At 64.6% G+C, this 18014-nt stretch carries 17 protein-coding genes; 7 read left to right on the forward strand and 10 right to left on the reverse strand.

Translation table 11 applies throughout. The annotated features are described in order from the left end of the window. Nucleotides 1-306 precede the first annotated feature (306 nt). From DIC66_RS08160 to DIC66_RS23085, 3 genes are all read right to left on the reverse strand, one after another. Nucleotides 307-2172, reverse strand: coding sequence for a hypothetical protein (locus tag DIC66_RS08160; protein ID WP_117175972.1), 1866 nt, complete (start codon nt 2170-2172; stop codon nt 307-309). Nucleotides 2173-2318: 146 nt separating this feature from the next. Further along, on the reverse strand, nt 2319-3785 hold the full coding sequence (locus DIC66_RS08165) for a CYTH and CHAD domain-containing protein (protein WP_117175974.1): 1467 nt from the start codon (nt 3783-3785) through the stop codon (nt 2319-2321). 175 nt (nt 3786-3960) lie between these two features. Then, complete coding sequence (locus DIC66_RS23085; protein ID WP_158558872.1) at nt 3961-4878, reverse strand: hypothetical protein; 918 nt, start codon at nt 4876-4878, stop codon at nt 3961-3963. Between the two features lie 186 nt (nt 4879-5064). Here DIC66_RS23085 and DIC66_RS08175 point away from each other — a divergent pair, with 186 nt between their 5' ends. Beyond that, the gene (locus DIC66_RS08175) at nt 5065-6657 is read left to right on the forward strand and encodes a methyl-accepting chemotaxis protein (protein WP_158558873.1); all 1593 of its coding nucleotides are present in this window, start codon (nt 5065-5067) and stop codon (nt 6655-6657) included. On the opposite strand, the gene DIC66_RS08180 is transcribed toward DIC66_RS08175, so the two are convergent. The 3 genes from DIC66_RS08180 to DIC66_RS08190 form a co-directional block, all read right to left on the reverse strand. After that, nucleotides 6658-8556, reverse strand: coding sequence for a TRAP transporter large permease subunit (locus DIC66_RS08180; protein WP_117175980.1), 1899 nt, complete (start codon nt 8554-8556; stop codon nt 6658-6660). Then, nucleotides 8553-9563, reverse strand: a complete 1011-nt coding sequence (locus DIC66_RS08185) for a TRAP transporter substrate-binding protein (protein ID WP_233505839.1) — start codon at nt 9561-9563, stop codon at nt 8553-8555. The genes DIC66_RS08180 and DIC66_RS08185 overlap by 4 nt, the downstream gene beginning before the upstream one ends. A 94-nt stretch (nt 9564-9657) precedes the next feature. Next, nucleotides 9658-10569: a TRAP transporter TatT component family protein gene (locus DIC66_RS08190; protein WP_233505840.1), complete on the reverse strand. Its 912-nt coding sequence runs from the start codon at nt 10567-10569 to the stop codon at nt 9658-9660. A 104-nt stretch (nt 10570-10673) separates the two neighbouring features. On the opposite strand from DIC66_RS08190, the gene DIC66_RS08195 reads away from it, so the two are divergent. Both DIC66_RS08195 and DIC66_RS08200 read left to right on the forward strand, forming a co-directional pair. Beyond that, nucleotides 10674-11507 (forward strand): GNAT family N-acetyltransferase, encoded by an 834-nt coding sequence (locus DIC66_RS08195; RefSeq protein WP_117175986.1) that lies wholly within the window; start codon nt 10674-10676, stop codon nt 11505-11507. A 35-nt stretch (nt 11508-11542) separates the two neighbouring features. Then, nucleotides 11543-12388, forward strand: a complete 846-nt coding sequence (locus tag DIC66_RS08200; protein ID WP_233505863.1) for a UDP-2,3-diacylglucosamine diphosphatase — start codon at nt 11543-11545, stop codon at nt 12386-12388. Between the two features lie 192 nt (nt 12389-12580). Here the strand turns inward: DIC66_RS08200 and DIC66_RS23590 are convergent, their stop codons facing one another. The 3 genes from DIC66_RS23590 to DIC66_RS08215 all read right to left on the reverse strand — a co-directional run bounded on the left by DIC66_RS23590 (nt 12581) and on the right by DIC66_RS08215 (nt 14323). Continuing rightward, nucleotides 12581-12703, reverse strand: a complete 123-nt coding sequence (locus DIC66_RS23590) for a hypothetical protein (protein WP_275405212.1) — start codon at nt 12701-12703, stop codon at nt 12581-12583. Between the two features lie 173 nt (nt 12704-12876). Beyond that, on the reverse strand, nt 12877-13452 hold the full coding sequence (locus DIC66_RS23225; protein ID WP_199534688.1) for a hypothetical protein: 576 nt from the start codon (nt 13450-13452) through the stop codon (nt 12877-12879). Between the two features lie 58 nt (nt 13453-13510). Then, entirely contained in the window at nt 13511-14323 is an 813-nt protein-coding gene (locus tag DIC66_RS08215) for a lysophospholipid acyltransferase family protein (RefSeq protein ID WP_117175992.1), read from the reverse strand. Between the two features lie 169 nt (nt 14324-14492). Between DIC66_RS08215 and DIC66_RS08220 the strand changes: the two genes are divergently transcribed. Genes DIC66_RS08220 through DIC66_RS08230 form a run of 3 tightly spaced genes read left to right on the forward strand, consistent with a single transcriptional unit; the run spans nt 14493 to nt 17208 of the window. After that, on the forward strand, nt 14493-14891 hold the full coding sequence (locus DIC66_RS08220) for a DUF2177 family protein (RefSeq protein ID WP_117175994.1): 399 nt from the start codon (nt 14493-14495) through the stop codon (nt 14889-14891). A gap of 14 nt (nt 14892-14905) precedes the next feature. Next, on the forward strand, nt 14906-16765 hold the full coding sequence (locus DIC66_RS08225) for a DUF6600 domain-containing protein (protein ID WP_117175996.1): 1860 nt from the start codon (nt 14906-14908) through the stop codon (nt 16763-16765). A 14-nt stretch (nt 16766-16779) separates the two neighbouring features. Then, a complete protein-coding gene (locus tag DIC66_RS08230; protein ID WP_233505841.1) occupies nt 16780-17208 on the forward strand; it encodes a hypothetical protein in 429 nt (142 codons plus the stop codon). A gap of 7 nt (nt 17209-17215) precedes the next feature. Here DIC66_RS08230 and DIC66_RS08235 read toward each other — a convergent pair whose 3' ends face one another. Next, complete coding sequence (locus DIC66_RS08235; RefSeq protein ID WP_117176000.1) at nt 17216-17503, reverse strand: DUF2789 family protein; 288 nt, start codon at nt 17501-17503, stop codon at nt 17216-17218. A 142-nt stretch (nt 17504-17645) separates the two neighbouring features. Here DIC66_RS08235 and DIC66_RS08240 point away from each other — a divergent pair, with 142 nt between their 5' ends. After that, nucleotides 17646-17987: a hypothetical protein gene (locus DIC66_RS08240; protein WP_117176002.1), complete on the forward strand. Its 342-nt coding sequence runs from the start codon at nt 17646-17648 to the stop codon at nt 17985-17987. Nucleotides 17988-18014: the final 27 nt, after the last annotated feature.

Consider the following 18014-nt stretch of genomic DNA (forward strand, 5'->3'; position numbering starts at 1 on the left):
TGCCCGCAGGCGCTCACCAGATGCAGGGACTGGTGGTCATCCCACCGCAGTTGTTGGATTTGCTCCCACAATGTACGCATGGTTTCCCCTTGGAGCCAAAGGGGTGGACGGGCGTGCGCTTGCATACCATGCCAATGTAGAAATCGTGTGTGACGTACCGTTGAAAGCCGGTGTGAAACGGCGATGACGATTGCGCCAGATCAAACGTACGGGACAGGTCGGCCAGAGGGCCATGCCATAAACAACTGCGGGGCCGTGCTGTGCAGCGCGGCCCCGCAGTTACTACACCCAAGGGAGCGTGCCGGTTTACTGGCTCACTGAACGTGAGGTGGCATATCTGCGTCCATACGCGTCATTGCCAGCAAGCCAAATACCCACATTGGTGGCTGGACCGCTATTGGCTGGAACGCTGCCCAGCGCAAGCAGTGTCTGACGGGTGGCGCCGGTCAAGCTGTTCTGTTGCACCTTGAAATATGATGCCCCGCTTGCGTTGTTCGACCAGAGGTTCATATTGTTGGACACAAGCCCGGTGGGCATGGACCAGCTGATAGCCACGGCTTTACCCGGGAGCAGCAGCGCAGGCGTGATGGGTACGCCATCGATGGTGGCCGTATCAATGGTCGGGAACATGGAGGCGTTCAGGTTCGCAAGGTTCAGGGGTTGCTTGGCCAAGGTCAGCTCGTCACCAGCTCCGTTGAGCGCGTTGCCATTGCTATCCTGGAAGACCACGGTGTACACACTGTTGTCCAGCGCCTTGGACACATCCACACACTGGCCGCTGGCTATGACCGTGCCCGCGCTCGAGTACGTGGGCGTTCCGCATTCTGGTATCAGATCGAAGCCGTTGGTCGTGCCATACGCGGCCACGTCAAACCAGGTGTTCTTCTGGTCCTGCGCCATGAGTATGCCGCCTGCAGGCAGCCCCGGCCCGGTCAACACGGCAGTCACCGCCATGGCCGAGGTGTGGTTGCTGTTGTAGACAAAGGGGTCCAGGTAGATGTGGATGCCGTTGAGCATATTGGAGCCTGAGGCTGCGGTCCGGTTGGCTGAGGCCAGGACTTCCCAGTGGTCTAGTTGCGCCCTGGCCTGCATGCCTGTGCCGGCCATGCGGCCATTGCCTGCGGCCAGCCAGCCCAGGGTCGGGTCCTTGCGCATTTTCAGCGTAATGGTCCCACCAAAGTTGGCCGAATTGGATGTGAGCACGGCAACAATGGTTCCAGATGTGCCAGTGGCATCCAGCGAGATGTTTACGTTGCTGAACTTCATGCCCTTGGCATTCTGGTTGTTTGAAAGCTCCGTGGCGAACTGGTTGAAACTTTGACCATCCTGTATGAATGCGCTGGAAGTGTCGAAGATGCCGCTGTTTTCCAAGGTGGTGAGGCTGGGCAAGCCAGTGGCAAACAATGCAGAAAGCGCATTGAGGCGGGTCACCACGTTCTGCAAGTTGAGTGCCGCATTGGGGTTTATGCCTGAAATCGCTGCCGTATCAACTGGCGCGGCATCCAGCGTGCTTGCTGCGGCGTTGTTGGTGCCTATGACCACTTGAGTCAGGGCATTGGTCAAGGTGGCGATGTTGCCGGAGGTGTTGGACACCTTCACCATGTCCAGTACAGCGTCCAGTCCGGAGTGATCGGCGGCAAAGGTCTGGTGCAGCAAATCGACGCTGGCGCCCAGTCCCATCGCGGTCAGCACCGGCTGGAGTTTGGCCTGCATCGCCGATTCTGCAGCCGCCAGATTGGCAGGTGTAATCAGGCTGCCAATATTGGCCACGTTGGCCGGATTGCTGAAATAGTTCACCGCCATTTGGGCTGCGATGTTGGATACGATCAGATCGGTAAACGGAGTGACGTTCACCGTGCCGCCCACATCGGCACTGGTGGCGGCAGAGTAATAGGTAACCGAGGTGTTGCCCACCGTGCCCGCTGCCTTGAGCACAAAGGGGCCAGTCAGGCCGCTCACATCGATGCTGTATTTCCCGTCAGCGGCAATGGGTGCCGATCGGCTCACACCCTTGCTGTCGGTGACGATGACATTGCCCACCAGTGCTGCACCACCGGCTGCCGTTCCCGATAGATAGGTGGACGAGGCTGTGTTGGATGTGCCACCGCCACCGCCGCCGCAGGCCGATAGAAATGCTGCCACGCCGATGGCGATCGATGTTTTTAGTGTCATGCCCACTGGATTTCCCCTTGGTATTTGCTGTTGGAAGGTCTTTGCTTTTGCAGAGCAGAGACTATCGACCAAAGGGTTTTGGCGCTTCCCATATTCATGGGGTATTGCGTGTGAACAAGACTACGCCGTGTTCGCTGCAGGCGTTCTTAGCCCAGGCTGGCCGCATATGCAGCCCCTCGCAGGAATCCGACAATGCCCTCGGGTGCCCGCAGGCGCTCCGCGGTGGCAATCGCCAGATGGCGGTCGCGCTCCAAGCCGATGCGGGTTTGCAGCTGGGTGGCATGGCGGTGCCAGCGTTCTGCGCGCTTGCGTGGCAGCAGGGCGCACAGGTTCTCTACGCCGTAGCGCAGGCGCTTGGAGAGAATGCGCAGCCGGTGCTGGGTCTCGGGCGTTGGGGGCTTCTTTTGCCCTGACTTGAGTTCATCGGCCAGGCTCTTCAGGCGCCGGGCAATCCATTGGTGGAACGGTTTGACTTTGCCCTTGCGCGGGCCCGTGGCGGGGTCCACGGCACCCAGCTCCAGCCAGTGGGCAATGCCCAAGAGCGTAGCCCCCACGCCGGGTTCAGCCAGCAGTTCGCGCAGCCGGGTGCGCTGGGCCTGCTGGTCGGCGGCCAGTGCGGCCTCGAGTTGCTGCCACTCGGCGCTGCGCACGGGGTGGCCGTCCTGGTAGGCGCTGGCATAGGTGGGGAACACTTCGCTGGCGGCCACATCCAGATCGCGCAGGGCGGTCATTTGCGTCAGCAGCGCCTGCAGGGGCGCCAGCGCAGGAAGGCCGCTGTCTGCGCTGATCTGCCGGAACAGCTTGAGGGCACTCTTGAAGCGCCGCCAGCCCACGCGCGCCTGGTGCAGCACCTCGGGTGCGTCGCTGCGGCACAGGGTGTAGAGGTTGGCGGTGAACTGCAGATAGGTCTCGCGCAGCACGGCCTGCACCACGGCAGAAAAGCCCATGTCCTCTGTCAGCACCGGTGGCTTGGCGCGCAGGGGCGCGTCCAGCGTGCCCTGGGCCAGCCGGTAAGCGCGCTCGGCCTTGCTCAGGTGCAGGGGCAGCAGGCACAGCTTCTGGCTGATGAGGGCGGCGGCCGCAAACAGGGCTTCGGGCTCACCTTGCAGCAGCTCGATTTCCAGCTCAAACAGGGGCGTGCTCTGGCCGTTGATCAGCACGCTGCCCCGGTCCAGCGCAATTTCCAGGGAGCTGCCCTCCAGGGTGACGGTCCAGCTCAGGCGCTCAAAGGTGGTGGTGAAAACCGGCTCCAGCGCGCGGTACAGGCTGGCGTCCGGGTCGAACTCCATCCACGGGGTGTCGGTCAGCATGGCGCTGGAGAGTTCGCCTGTTTCCAGTGGCACTTCCCATTCGCCGCGCTGGCTGAAGGCGGAGTCGGCACTGCCTCCCACCTTGAGGGTCTGCACCCAACGGGGCTCTGTGGGGTCGCCGATCTGGCGCACGCGCAGGGCCACGCGCTTGCGGTGCAGGGTGTGGTCGGGGGTGTCGTAGTAGGTGTTGTGCAGCATCTGGCGCTGCGGTTTGCGCCGACCTATCAGGGGCACGCGCGCCAACTGCTTTTCCAGCAACAACGGGTCCTGCAGGGGCAGGGCAAATTTGATTTCCAGTTCCATAGGGGACACAGGGTGCGCTCCGAAAATTACATTTTTGTGACGCTGGTGCCACCTGCCACAGGGGTGGTTGCTCTTTTTTAAAACTATGTAAACTGTATATATCGTTTATTCAAAAAAGAATGGGAGACCATTATGACCCTCATCCACGCAAGCCAAGACGCCCGCCATTGGCCCATCACCAGCCTGCTGATCCGCTGGTATGCAGCCCTGACCCAGCACCACGCACTGCACGCGCCCGAGCATGTGGGGCCTTACGCTGGCTCGCTGCTCGAGCGCCGCGACTGGGATCACCTGTAAACGCCGGCACGTGCACAAAGCCCAGGCTGAGCCATACCGCCACGCTGAAGTACAGCGACATCCAGAGCACCTCGCTCTTCCAGGTCTGCCACTGCTGCGACACCACCCAGCGGCCTGAGGTGTCCAGCACGCCCTGGCTCAGGCTCAGGTAGCGGCGTCCGCTGGCCTCATCGGCCACCCAGCGCGCCCAGTACATGGGCACATCCACCATGAACATGAAGACCACATAGGCCGTGCCGGTGGCACACATGGCCAGCAGCAGGGGGCGCAGGCGCGGGCGGCTGTGCGGCCACACCGACAGCAGGCTGGCCACCAGCAGCGCCGCCGCGATGCCCCACAGCGACTCTTCCACCACATGGCCGATGTTGGAGGTGGTCAGCACCGAATACCAGGAGAAAGTCTCGGCAATGGCGATCAGGGGCAGCACGCCGTGGGCGGCCCAGCGGCCCGCACGGCTTTGGGTGCTTTTGGAAATCTGGTGCATCAGCAGGGCCCACTGCGCCACAAAACACAGCTCGGCCACGGTGGCCACCGAGCGGCCCACGATGACGCTGGACATCCACGAATCAAACAGGCAGATGCGCTGCACATCAAACACCGGCAGCGCCGAGCGGTAGGCGCAGCCCAGCACGTAACCTGCCGACAGCAGCAGCTGCCAGCGGCGCCAGACGAAGACCTCGGGCGCCACGGTGGACTGGCTCTGGTGCAGCACGCGTGCGCTCCACAGCAGTGCCAGCACATTGAAGCCGCTGACCACGCAGAGCATGAACCACCACATAAAAACTTCGTTGGACATCGGGTGCGCTCCTGCCTGGTTGCGGAAAAAAGTCGTATCAATATATACGATATAGATCGTTTTGCAACACGGAAATCGCAAGCCTGCGTGGTGTCTTTGTATGGATGGGGCACTGTGTCACAGCCGCGTTATGCGCCTGTCACAAAAGTTGCATCCAATGGATGCCTGCAATCATTGAAGGTCTTCATGCAATTCATGAACAACGTGAAAATACGCACGCGGCTGTTGGCTCTGCTGGCTTTCTCAGTGGCCTCGCTGTGGATGCTGGGGGCCTTTTCCTCCCTGACCATCCTGCGCGTATCGGACCAGGCCACCGGCTTTATTGACCATGAGTTCAGGGCCGTGCGCGAGGTGGGTGGTGTGCACACCGCCATCAGCGACGCCAGGCGGTTTGAAAAAGATGTGCTGCTGACCATGGGCGATGACCAGGCCACCGAGCACCACACCGCGCTGTGGAACAAGGAGATCGCGCGTATACGCCAAGGGCTGAAAGACCTGGCGCCCCTGATCGCTGCGGATGAAGCGCCTGTGCTGGCAGCCACTTCGATAGCCATAGATGGCTATGAGCAGGGCTTCAAAGGCGTGCTGCAGCAGATTGCGCAGGGCGGACTGCACGACCCCTGGGCTGCCAATGCCGCCATGGCGCCTGTCATGGACAGCCTGCAACGCACGGACCATTCGCTGGCCACTCTGTCGGAGTCCATTGCCAAGCGGGCCCATGCCAAGCGGGAGCAACTGGTGCTGGCCGGTGCCGCGGCTCCCTGGGCTGTGGTGGGTGCCACGGTGCTGGTGTCGGTGCTGGCCTTGCTGCTGGTGCTGGCGCTGGTGCGTTCCATTCTGGCGCCGGTGGGCGAGCTGCAACGGGTGGCTATTGCCTGGGGCAGCGGTGACCTGAGCCAGGAGATGGTGCAAGCCGGCACGGACGAACTCGCGCAGGTGATGCAGGGCATGGGACTGATGCGCGCGCAGCTCAGCCGCCTGGTCAACGAAGTGCAAGCGGGTGTGGAAATTGTGAACAACAACACCTCGGAAATTGCCAGCGCCAACAGCGACCTGTCGGTGCGCACCGAGCAGGCTGCCATCTCGCTGCAAAAGACATCAGCCTCGGTGGACCAGTTGTCCATGGCGGTGAAGTTGACCACCGAATCGGCAACGCAGGCGGTGGCCTCGGCGCGCGCAGCAGTGCAGGTGGCCGGTGAAGGCGGCAGCATTGTGGCCGGTGTGGTGCAGACCATGCAGGCCATCAACGTGTCTTCGCAAAAGATCACCGAGATCATTGGCGTGATTGAAGGCATTGCGTTTCAGACCAACATCCTGGCCCTCAATGCGGCGGTGGAAGCGGCACGCGCCGGGGAACAGGGCCGTGGCTTTGCCGTGGTGGCCTCCGAGGTGCGTTCCCTGGCAAGTCGTTCGTCGGGTGCGGCGCGCGAAATCAAATCCATCATCGGCGCCTCGGTGGAGCAGATTGAGGCCGGTACCCTCCAGGTGGAAAACGCCGGGCGCAAGATGCACGACATCGTAGCCAGCGTGGAGGGCGTCTCGGCCATCATCGAGGACATCCGTCTGGCCTCCAACGAGCAGTTCGAGGGCATCCACCTGATCAGCGTGGCCATGGAGGGTATTGACCAGGCGACCCAGCAGAATGCCGCCATGGTGGAGGAGTCTGCCGCCGGCACGCGCAGCCTGGCCGATGAAGTCAGCCACCTGCGCAATGCCCTGACGGTCTTCAGGCTGACAGCCAGCCAGCCCGAAGAACTGCAGGCCCTGCCCGCTGCCTGATCAGCGCGCTGCGCCCAGCAGCAGATTGGGCAGCCAGGTGGCCGTGGCCGGCACCAGCGCAATGGCCAGCGTGCCCAGAAAGATGGCCAAGAGTGCGGGCAGCACGGCCACGGCCACATAGCGCACCGGCTTGTTGAACATGGCCGAGGCAAAGTAGATGTTCATGCCGGCCGGCGGGCACAGAAAGCCCAGCTCCATATTGGCCAGGAAGATGATGCCGAAGTGCACCGGGTCAATGCCGTAGCTCATGGCCACCGGCAGCAGCAGCGGCACCAGCACCACCAGGGCGGCGAAGATTTCCATCAGGGCGCCGGCCAGGAACAGGAACACATTGAGCACCAGCAGAAACACCCACTTGTTGGGCACCATGCCTTGCACCCATTCAATGGCCATGTCGGGTATGCCGGCTTCAATCAGGAAGTTGGTCAGGCCCAGGGCCATGCCCAGGATCAGCATCACGCCACCAATGATTTGCGTGCATTCGGCCAGTGTTGTGCCCAGCTTCTTCCAGCCCAGTTCGTGGTGCGCCAGCACCTGGGTCAGGATGGCATAGGCCGCTGCAATGGCGGCACTCTCGGTCGGTGTGGCCAGGCCGCTGACCAGTGCGCCAATGGCCACTGCGGGGGCCAGGATTTCCCACTTGGCCTGCCACAGCGCAGCCCCGACCGCGGGGCGCTGTGCGGCCAGCCGGGGGGCAACTTCGGCAGGACTGGTTGCCGGGTCCAGCGTTGCTGAGTAAGCCGCAGGCAGGCGCCGCAGATACCCGCCCAGCACCAGCAAGAACACCACCATGATGCAGGCCGGCAGCAGCCCGGCCAGAAACATGGTGTTGATGGGCACGCGCGCAATGATGGCGTACATGATGAGCGGCACCGAGGGTGCCAGCAGCACGCCCAAGGCGCTGGCACTGGTCACCAGGCTGATGCCGCGCTGCTCCGGAAAACCGGCGTTGCGCAGCAGCGGCAGCAGCAGGCCGCCCAGGGCCAGGATGGTCACACCACTGCCGCCGGTGAAGGCGGTAAAGGCCGAGCACAGCACCGCAGCTGCCACCACCGTGCCGGTGGGGCCGCCGCCAAACAGCGCCACAAATACGGCACCCAGCCTCTTGGCCGCACCGGTACGGGCAAACACCAGGCCGGCCAGGGTGAACAGGGGCAGCGCAGGCAGCGAGGGGTTGACGGTGATCTGGTAGTGCGAGAGCGCGATGGACGCCAGCGGCAAGCCGTCCTGCCAGAACAGCGCCAGCGCCAGCGCGCCCAGTACCGAAAAAATGGGGGCGCCACACAGCAGGCCCGCCACCAGGGCGATGACTGCGGGCCACACCGTCAGGGCAGTGCCGTCCAGCTGCCAAGCCAGCCACACACCCAGCAGCAGGGGCAGCGCAGACAACACGGTGCCCAGCTGCCGGGGCCAAGCGCCCAGACCTGCGGGCGTAGCAAAGGGCCGCATGCCCTGCACGCCCAGCTGCAGGCCCAACCACGCAAAACCCAGCGGCATGCTGGCCTGCAGCCACCACACCGGAATGCCGTAGGCCAGCAGGTGGGCCACCGGCCGCTCGCTGTCCACCAGACGCCAGCTGGCCATGCACAAAAGGCCGCACACCAGGGCTGCAAACAGCAGGCCGTAGCGTTGGCTAAAAGTGGTCAGACGCGGCCAGGTGGCAGATGCAAAACCCTTGCCAAAGCTGCTCAGGTGGCCGTGGCGCAGCGCCGCCACCGAACCAAACATGGCCATTACCAGACCCAGGTGCTGCACGATGACCGAGGCATTCTCGATGCCGCTGCCCGCCAGCGGGCGCACCAGAATTTCCACCAGCGGAATCAGCGCCATCAGCACCAGTGCGCTGGCCGCCAGCACGCTGTCGAGCTGGCCCATCAGCCCTCGCAAACCCAGCTTCATTTCGCCGGCAGGGCGCGGTAGGCCTTGACCTGTTTGAACACCTCGTCAAAGGTCTCGGCGGGCACCATGGTGCCGCGGATGCGCGGGTAGAGTTGTTCGGCCAGCGCGTTCCATTCCTGCATCTCGGCGGCGTTGGGCTTGTGCACGATCAGGCCGCGCTTCTTCATGGCTTCCACCGCATCGGTGACTTCCTGGCGCGCCTGCGCGCGCATCTGGCTTCCTGCCTTGTCACCGGCGGCGCGCAGGGCTTTTTGGGCCTCGGGTGTCATGGCCTCCCAGGACTTGGTGGTCACCACCATGGCGCCCACGATGGGGGCCCAGTTGATCTCCAGCATGTGGGGTGCCGTGTTGTAGACCTGGCTGGCCAGCGCGAAGTAGGGCGTGGAGGGCACCACGTTGATCATGCCGGTCTGGATAGAAGGCAGGATGTCGGCCGTCTCCAGCGGCACCGGCGTGTAGCCCAGGCTCTTCATGATGGCTTGCTGCTCGGGCTCCGACCCCCAGGCAAAGAACTTCATGCGCTTGTAGTCCTCGGGGCGCACGGCCGCGTCCTTGCTGAAAAAGCGCACCCAGCCCGCATCGCCCCAGGCCAGCACCACAAAGCCCTTGTCCAGAAATTTCTTCTCCATGGCCGGGCGCATTTTTTCGCGCACAAAGTCCAGCTCTTCCCAGCTTTTGAACAGCAGGGGCAGGTTTTGCAGGGCGGTAATAGACGGCTCGATCTCGCGCAGGCCCACCACCGAGAGCAGCGCGCCCTGCAGCTGGCCTATGCGCATGCGGCGCGCCATTTCGGCTTCACCCCCTTGGCTGCCATCGGCATAGACCACGTACTTGGACGCGCCGCCCTGCACCGCGCGCCAGGTCTCGCCCATCTCCAGCAGCTGGCGGTGGTAGAGCGAATTCTTGGGCGCCAGGGTGCCCACGCGCATCTGCATGTCGGCGGCCTTGGCCTGGGACGAGACAACACAGATCAGAGCGAGCAGCAGGGCGGTGATGAATTTGGGCATGGGGAGCATGGGTGAAGTAACGTTGAAATCAGGGCAAAGAGGGGCGTAGAGATTTCTGGATGCGCAAGGCCTTTTGCAGCTGCAGTGGGCGGCCTTAAAACAGATCGTCCGCGCTGGAGAGCAGCCACTGGGCGCGCTCGCGCATCACGGCGTTCTGCAGATCGGGGTGCGCTGCTGCCACCTGCAAGGCCTGTTGCAGCAGGGCTTCAAAAGCCGCGCGGTCACCCGCCGGCAGGGCCACGCCCTCGGCCTTGGCCACCAGCGGGCTGGCCGCCGCAGCGCCCCCCAGAGCAATAGCCTGGTCAAAGTAGCCCAGCGCCTGGGCGCTGGAGCCACCGGGCCGGGCTGACTCGAAGCTGGCCATCAACCCGGCCAGCGCGCCCTGGCCATAGCCGGGTTGGCGGGCATAGGCCAGTTGGGCCAGGCGCATGGCCAGCGGCAGGTCGGCCACGGTGTCGGGTTTGTCCTTGGACAGCGAGATCAGGCCACCCCAGCTGGCTGCACCCCAGTAGGCCAGGCCGACTTGCTCGGCGCGCAGCTGCGGCCAGTCTTTCGGGTTGGCACTCTCCAGCGCGTGGCGAAAGCCGGGCTGGCTTTGTTCGAGTGCAGCCAGGGCGTGGCGGTTGGCACGGGCGTACAGGCGGGCGGCGCGCTCGCGCAAGGCCTGGGCGGCGCGGCTGTCGCGCGACTCGATGCGCTCGGCCTCAAAGGCCACAAAGGCATAGGCGTATTGGGTAAAGCCGCTGGCCAGGGCCTGCGACAAGGGCAAGTGGTCCGGCACTTCCTGCAACAGCGACTCAGACAGCTTCAGATAGAACGCGCTGGCCTCGCGTGCCAGCACCAGGTCGTCTTCGGGTGACTGGCCCTGTGCGGCCAGGCCATCGGCCATGCCGCGTACCAGCAAGAGGCGCGGCGAGCAGGCGCACAGGCCTGCAAGCACGGCGGCCAGCACGAGGGCGCGCCAGCAGATAGAGAGAGGAACGTGAAGTCGGGATGCTGCGGCCATGCGCAAATCTAGCCGCGCCATGTGTAAGAACGGTGACAAGGGCGTCATAAAAGCTTCATGGGTTCGCCATGAATGGGTCATGGCGCAGGGGAACAATTTCCTGCATGAACACCATGCAAGAACCTCTCATCCAAGTGCGCGACAGTGTTGCCGTGCAGGCTCCCGCGGTCGCCCTGATTTCCACCCTGATCCAGGCCCCCAAGACGCAGCCGCAGGGCATCAAAGTGTCCTGGGCCCAGCACCACGACGAAGTGCGCGCTGCACAGAAGCTGCGCTATGACGTGTTTGCCGGCGAGATGGGCGCACGCCTGAGCACCCCCATTGCCGGCCACGATGTGGACCTGTTTGACAACTACTGCGAGCACCTGCTGGTGCGCGATACCGCCAGCGACCAGGTGATTGGCACCTACCGGGTGCTGACCCCCGTGCAGGCCAAGCGCGTGGGCAGCACCTACAGTGATACCGAGTTTGACCTGACCCGCCTGCGCAGCTTGCGCGAGCGCATGGTGGAGCTGGGCCGCAGCTGCGTGCACCCGGACCACCGCCATGGCGGCGTCATCATGGCGCTGTGGGGGGCCCTGGCCGAGTTCATGACGCGCAACCAGCTCGACACCATGATTGGCTGCGCCAGCATCCCCATGCTGCACAACGGCGTGGTCAGCGGCGATGTGGCTGCCAGCATCTGGACCCAGCTGCAGGCCACGAACCTGGCACCGATTGAATACCATGTGCGCCCACGCCTGCCGCTGCCGGTGGAGCGCCTGGACTGCACGCTCAAGGTGGAAGCACCGGCGCTGATCAAGGGCTATCTGCGCCTGGGCGCCAAGGTGCTCGGGGCCCCGGCGTGGGACCCGGACTTCAACACCGCCGACCTGCCCATGCTGATGCGCATTGCCGATCTGCCCTCGCGCTACCGCAAGCACTTTCTGGGGGCCTGATGCGCGCCGTGCCCGGAATGTCAGCCAGCGACTGGATGGGTGCTGCCATGCAGACCGGCGGCGACTCTGACGAGGACGCACCCAAGCTGCGCTACCGCGCGGTCTTCATCTCCGACATCCACCTGGGCACCGTGGGCTGCCAGGCCGAGGCCCTGCTGGACTTCCTGAAGCACCACCGCAGCGACTACCTCTACCTGGTCGGGGACATCGTGGACGGTTGGCAGCTGCGCCGCCGCTGGTTCTGGCCGCAGGCCCACAACGACGTGGTGCAAAAGCTGCTGCGCCGCGCGCGCAAGGGCTGCCATGTGGTGTTTGTGCCGGGCAACCACGACGAATTCGCCCGCGGCTTTGTGGGCCACAAGTTTGGCGACATCACCGTGCAAAAAGACACGGTGCACACCACGGCCCTGGGCCTGTCACTGTGGATCACCCACGGCGACTACTTTGACGGCGTCATCCAGTGCGCCAAGTGGCTGGCCTACGTGGGCGACAACGCCTATGAATTCACCCTCAAGCTCAACCGCAGCCTCAACTCCCTGCGCGCGCGCATGGGTCTGCCTTACTGGTCGCTCTCGCAGTACCTCAAGGGCAAAGTCAAGTCTGCACTCAACTATGTAACCGACTTCGAAGTAGCCGTGGCCAAGGAAGCACAACACCGCGGCCATGGGGGTGTGGTCTGCGGCCACATCCACCGCGCCGAGATGCGCGACATCAACGGCACCCTGTACTGCAACGACGGCGACTGGGTGGAAAGCCGCAGCGCCCTGGTGGAGCATTTGGACGGCCGGCTGGAGATTGTGTTCTGGGACGAACTGGTGGCCCAGGAAGCCGCCGAGGCGGCGCGCGCCAAAGAGGTGCCGCTGCTGGAGATGAGTCACTGAGGGGTGGGGCGGGTGGGCGGCTCAGGCTGTTGCACCTGGCCCCGTTCTTGCATACAACCTTGGCATGAGCCTGCTTCGCATCCGGGTTGCCCCGGCACAGTGCGCACTGGCTCAGCCGCTTGTCTCCTCGGTGCGTTTCGTTTCATACCGCATCGATTGACCCCCAGCCCTGCAAAGGGCTGGGGGTCTCTTTTATGGAAGCTCTGCGAGCTGCAGGTCAAACGCGTCGTCCCCTTCTGGCAGGCACAGCAGGCACCAGCTGTCGTCAAACAGTGCGTCGAGTATCTTTTTCACGCTGAAGAATTTGAAGAACATGCGCATCACCTATGGGAGTTGGTCAACGGCTCTAAGGTAACGGTGATGCGTGACGCTTGCGTGTCAGTTGGGTGAATATGCGAAGAAGCCCGGACTGCGATGCAGGCCGGGCTTCCGTGGCTTGACGTGACGTGGCACTGCAGAGCATGCGCCCTGCAGGGGCCTGCCGGTGCTTAGGCCGACTTGGCGGGGCGGCCGGTCTTCAGGCTAGGCACGGCGCGCACGGCGCTGAGGAAGGCGGCGTCCGGCAGAGCGGCCAGGGCCTTGATGCCGGCGCGGATCAGCTCGGTCTTCTTAATCGGCAGGGACAGCTTGGCGGCGCGCAGCTTCATCTCTTCGAGCACCGTGTATTCGGCCTTGGGGATGGAGATGCTGTCACGCACCATCTTGATTTTTTTCTCTTTGGCGGGTTTGGCAGCTGCTGGCTTGGAAGGCTTGGCAGCAGGCTTTGCCGCGGCTTTGGGGGCTGCCTTGACAGCGGGCTTGGCCACGGGCTTGGCGGCCGCTTTTGCCGCTGGTTTTGCGGGGGCTTTGGCGGCGGGCTTGGCCACGGGCTTGCTGACAGCCTTGGCTGCTGGCTTCTTGGCTGCGGGCTTCTTGGCGGGGGATTGGGTGGCGGCCTTGGCTGCAACCTTGACGGCAGGCTTTGCGGGTGCTTTCACCGCAGGCTTGGCGACCACCACCGCTGCAGATTCTGCTGCAGGGGCTGCGGGGGAAGAGGCTTCGATGACGGCAGGGCTGGTTTGCATGGCGGAACTCCAATTTTTATAAACGATGTATATAGTTTATATCGTTTGGCGTCCGCGTTCAAGCCGTCCCTTGCGCCAGGGCCAGGGCGAGCAGCAGGGTGCGTATCTGGCTGTGGGCTCTTTGGGCCAGCGTCTTGCGCGTCTGGCCCTGCACTTCAATGTGTTCGCCCAGATGCACCTGCGCGCACAGCGTGGACTGGCCCATCACCCGCAGCAGCGAGGCCAGCAGCGTCATCTCGCCGGTGAAATGGGCGGCATCGGAGGGCTGCCCCGTGGCGCGGTCTACATAGCGCAGGGTCAGGGTCTGCACCGGCGTGCCCGCGCGCAGGGCGCACTCAAAGATGTTGGCGTGGAAGGGGCCCAGGTCGCGTCCGTCGGTGCTGGTGCCCTCGGGAAAGGCCACCACGCACCAGCCGTTATGGATGGCCGTTACGCTGCTGTCCACCATGCTGTGGGCTGAACGTGCCGAGCTGCGGTCCACAAAAATCGTGGCGCAGGCCTGGGCCAGCGGGCCAATCAGGGGCCAGCGCTTCACTTCGGTCTTGGCCACAAACACGCCCGGCAAAACGGACTGGATCACCAGAACATCCAGCCACGACAAATGGTTGGCCACTACCAGGCCGGCATAGTGGGCCGGTGTGGTGCCTTGGCTGTCCACCGTAACCTGCAGTGTCTGCAACACGCCCTGCGCCCATTGCTGGATGGCTTGGCGTTTTTGTTGGGTGTCATAGCCAGGGAAGTGGCGCGCCACCGTCTGGCCGCCGCGCAGGAAATGCAGCAGCACCTGCACGGCCTTGACCAGCCGCAGGCTGCGCCAGCCTTGCGGCGCCGGGATGGCGCTGCTCTGGGTCGCTGGGTGTACATGGGACATAAGCGGCACAGCATAGGCAGACTGTGTGACAGAACGGTGTCAGTCGTGTGGCGGTAGAGACCCCGCACCCGACCGTGCGCCAGCGCACCTACAGGCCGCCCGCGCGGGTGCCCAATGGGGTCATGACCCTATCCCAGGCCTCCCTTCCCGAGCTGCGTAAGCTGCTGCCATGACCAAATACCTGGCTGCCTACGCTGCAGCAACCCTGTTGATGCTGACCCTGGATGGCCTCTGGCTGGGCCTGCTGGCCAAGGACTTTTACCAGCAAGGCCTGGGCCACCTGATGGCCGAGAGTCCACGCTGGGGCCCGGCACTGCTGTTCTACGCCCTGTACCCGCTGGGCCTGCTGGTGTTTGCGGTGCTGCCCGCCGGTCAGGACACAGGCCTGGCGCCCGCCCTGTTGCGCGGCGCCCTGTTCGGCCTGATGGCCTATGCCACCTACGACCTGTCCAACCTGGCCACCCTGAAGGACTGGCCGGTGCTGGTGTCGGTGGTGGACGTGGCCTGGGGCGCTTTTGCAAGTTGCCTGGCCACGCTGGCCGCGCGGCTGGCGTATGACCGTTTTTAAGCCAAGGATTCACCATGATTGCACTACCCACTTGGCGCACCGTCGCCCTGTCCCTGGCCCTGCTGCTGCTGGGCAGTTGGGCCCAGGCCCAAGCACTCACACGGGTGGCCCGCCTGGGCTATCTGGAGGGCGAGGTCAGCTTCCTGGCCGCAGGCGATGCGGACTGGGTGCAGGCTTCCCTGAACCGGCCGCTCACCACCGGTGACCACCTGTGGACCGACCGCAGCGCCGTGGCCGAGCTGCAGCTGGAAACCGCCGCGGTGCGCATGGGTGAACGCAGCAACCTCACCGTGTTGAACCTGGATGAGCGCATTACGCAGCTGCAACTCTCGCAGGGCGCACTGCGCCTGCGCGTGCGTGCGCTGGCGCCGCAGCAAAGCATCGAAGTGAACACGCCCAACCTGGCCCTGGTGTTGCGCCGCGCGGGGGATTACCGCATTGAAGTCGACCCGCAAGCAGACGCCACACTGGTACTGGTGCAAGGCGGAGAGGCCGAGGTGTTTGGTGAAGGCGCCTCCTACCGCGTGGACAGGGGGCAGGCCTATCGCTTTTATGGCACCGACCTCTACGACTACACGGAAGTCAGCGACTACCGCGCCGATGAACTCGACCGCTGGGCCGCGGAGCGCGAACGCCGCTTGGGCAGCTCGGCCTCGGCGCGCTATGTGCCGGCCGGTGTGGTGGGCTATGAAGACCTGGATGCCAACGGACGCTGGGTGGTGGATGTGAACTACGGCAATGTGTGGCTGCCCAGCCGCGTGGCCGTGGGCTGGACACCGTACCGCGATGGCCGCTGGACCTGGGTGAACCCCTGGGGCTGGACCTGGATAGACGATGCGCCCTGGGGCTATGCGGTGTCGCATTACGGCCGCTGGGCCTATATGGGCAACGCCTGGGGCTGGGTGCCCGGCGCGAAGCGCGAGCGTGTGGTGTATGCCCCGGCGCTGGTGGTGTTTGTGGGCGGCAACCAGGCGCGCAATGCACCTGAGAGGCACAGCGGCATGGGCAACACCGGCTGGTTCCCGCTGGGCCCGCGCGAGGTCTACCGACCTGGCCAGGCACCAGGGCGCGAAGGCTATGCCAACCAGCGTGTACGCGGTGCCGTGGTGGCGCCCGACCGCCAGCCGCAGCGTGGGCGTGCGCCGGAAGCCGAAGCCCGCAGCCGCCCGCCCCGGGACAACCAGCCCGTGGTGGCCCGCACGGCGCCACCGGCCCCGGTGATGCCCCAGCGCGCAGATGTCCCGGCGCAAGCACCCACCCGCGTTCGCGTGGTGACCGCCCCTGGCGCCGCAGCACCGATCGCCTTGCCGCCGCAGGCGCAGCGCGAAGACCGGCCCAGGGAAGACCGACCCAGGGAAGACCGGCCACGCGACGACCAGTCACGCCAAGACCAGCAGCGCCAAGACCAGCAACGCCAAGACCAGCAACGCAACGAGCGCAGACCCGAGGCCGCCCGGCCCGCAGCACCCGCTGCTGCGCCCAACGCTGCACCGATCGCCGCCCCCGTGCGGGTGGGGCCAAAGCGCAACGATACGGGCAATGGCGATGCGCCAAGAAACGATGCCGCGCGAAACGACGCGGCCCGCGGCGAAGGCAACCGCAACGACGCAGCCCGCGCAGAGGCGCAAAGGGCCGAAGCCGGTCGGGCAGAGGCCTCCAGAAACGCGGCTGCCCAAGCCGACGCGGCTCGCAACAATGCGGCCCGCGCCGAAGCAGCCAAAGCAGAGGCCGCCAAAGCCGAAGCGGGCAATGCCGCCCGGGCCGAGCAGTCCCGGCCGCCCGGCCGCAATGCCGATGCGCCGCGCGGTAAAGGACAAAGGCCCGAGCGTGAATTGACGCCGGAGGAAGAGTTGCTGCGCAAGCGCCGGCAATAAAGGCAGGCAAGACCATGACCACAACCAGCAGGCAACCCATGCAACCCACATTAAGAGCGTCCCTGGCCTTGTGCCTGCTGCTTTTGGCCAGTGTGGCCGCCGCCGCCAGCGTGTCAGAAGGGGCCGCTGGGACATCAGGGGCAGAGCGGCAACGCGCCTACCAGCAAGAGCGCCAGGTGTGCCTGAACGGAGCCTCCAACCAAAGCCGTGAAGACTGCCTGCGCGAGGCCGCTGCGGCCCTGCAGCCCGGTGGCAACACGGGCGTGGCCAGCACCCCTGCGGACTTGCAGGCCAACGCCGAACAACGCTGTGCGGCCTTGCCTGCAGAAGACAGGCAGAGCTGCCTCCTGCGCATGCAAGGCGCTGGCAGCACGCAGGGCAGTGCGGATGCCGGTGGCATCTTGCGCGAACTGACGGAGCCCACGCAGAAGCCTGCGCCTTAAGCGGGCCTCAGAGGGGTGGCGTGGCAGGCTGGCCGGCCTGCTGCAGCCCGGCGGCTTGTGCCGCCTCGTGCAGGCCGGCGTTGAGCGCGTCCACCACCGGTGCCCAATTGGCGTCCAGCGCAATCGCGTCGCGCAAAAACGCCGCCTGTGAGGGCGACCAGAAAGCAGCCTCGTGCAGCTTGGTGTGGCCGCGCATGTGGCCGTTCAGTTCCATAAAGCGCGCAATCGAAGCCGCGTCATTGGGCTCGCCCAGCTGGGCAAAAAGGCTTGTCATGTCAGGTGCGATCAGTTCCATGGGGTACTCCGTGTGTGTGCTGACTATCCGGCCTGTGACTTCGTCCGTCTGTGTCCTGGACCACCGACAGAACAGTCTGCAACACCTACAAAGGAGTCTGGTCCGAATCCATCAACCCTGATGACAACCCGAGTAAATTTCCATGCACAACGAACCCATGCGCGTCATCCTTGGCGCCTCCAGCCTCAAGGCCTATGTCACCGCTCCCAAGACCATGCATGTGCTGGGCATCGTGCGCTTCGGCCAGGAATATGGTCTGCTGGCCACCAACAGCGAAGGCACGTTCTTTCGTGTGAACGGCTCCAGCATGGTCGCGCTCGATGCCTACCGCGTGCACCGCGCAATTGAAATTGCCCACCGCAATGGCGAGCGTGCTGGTCTGGGCCCTGTCCACCATGCCCGCGAAGACTTTGCGCCCTCAGGCGCTGCGCCGCTGGTCAGCGTGCGCAAGCACCGCCACGCCGAGATGCACGCCAACGCCTGATTGCCGATGCTGGCGCCTCGGGGCCAG

Origin of the sequence: Rhodoferax lacus (genome assembly GCF_003415675.1) — a bacterium.
GTDB classification, from domain to species: Bacteria; Pseudomonadota; Gammaproteobacteria; order Burkholderiales; family Burkholderiaceae_C; genus Allorhodoferax; species Allorhodoferax lacus.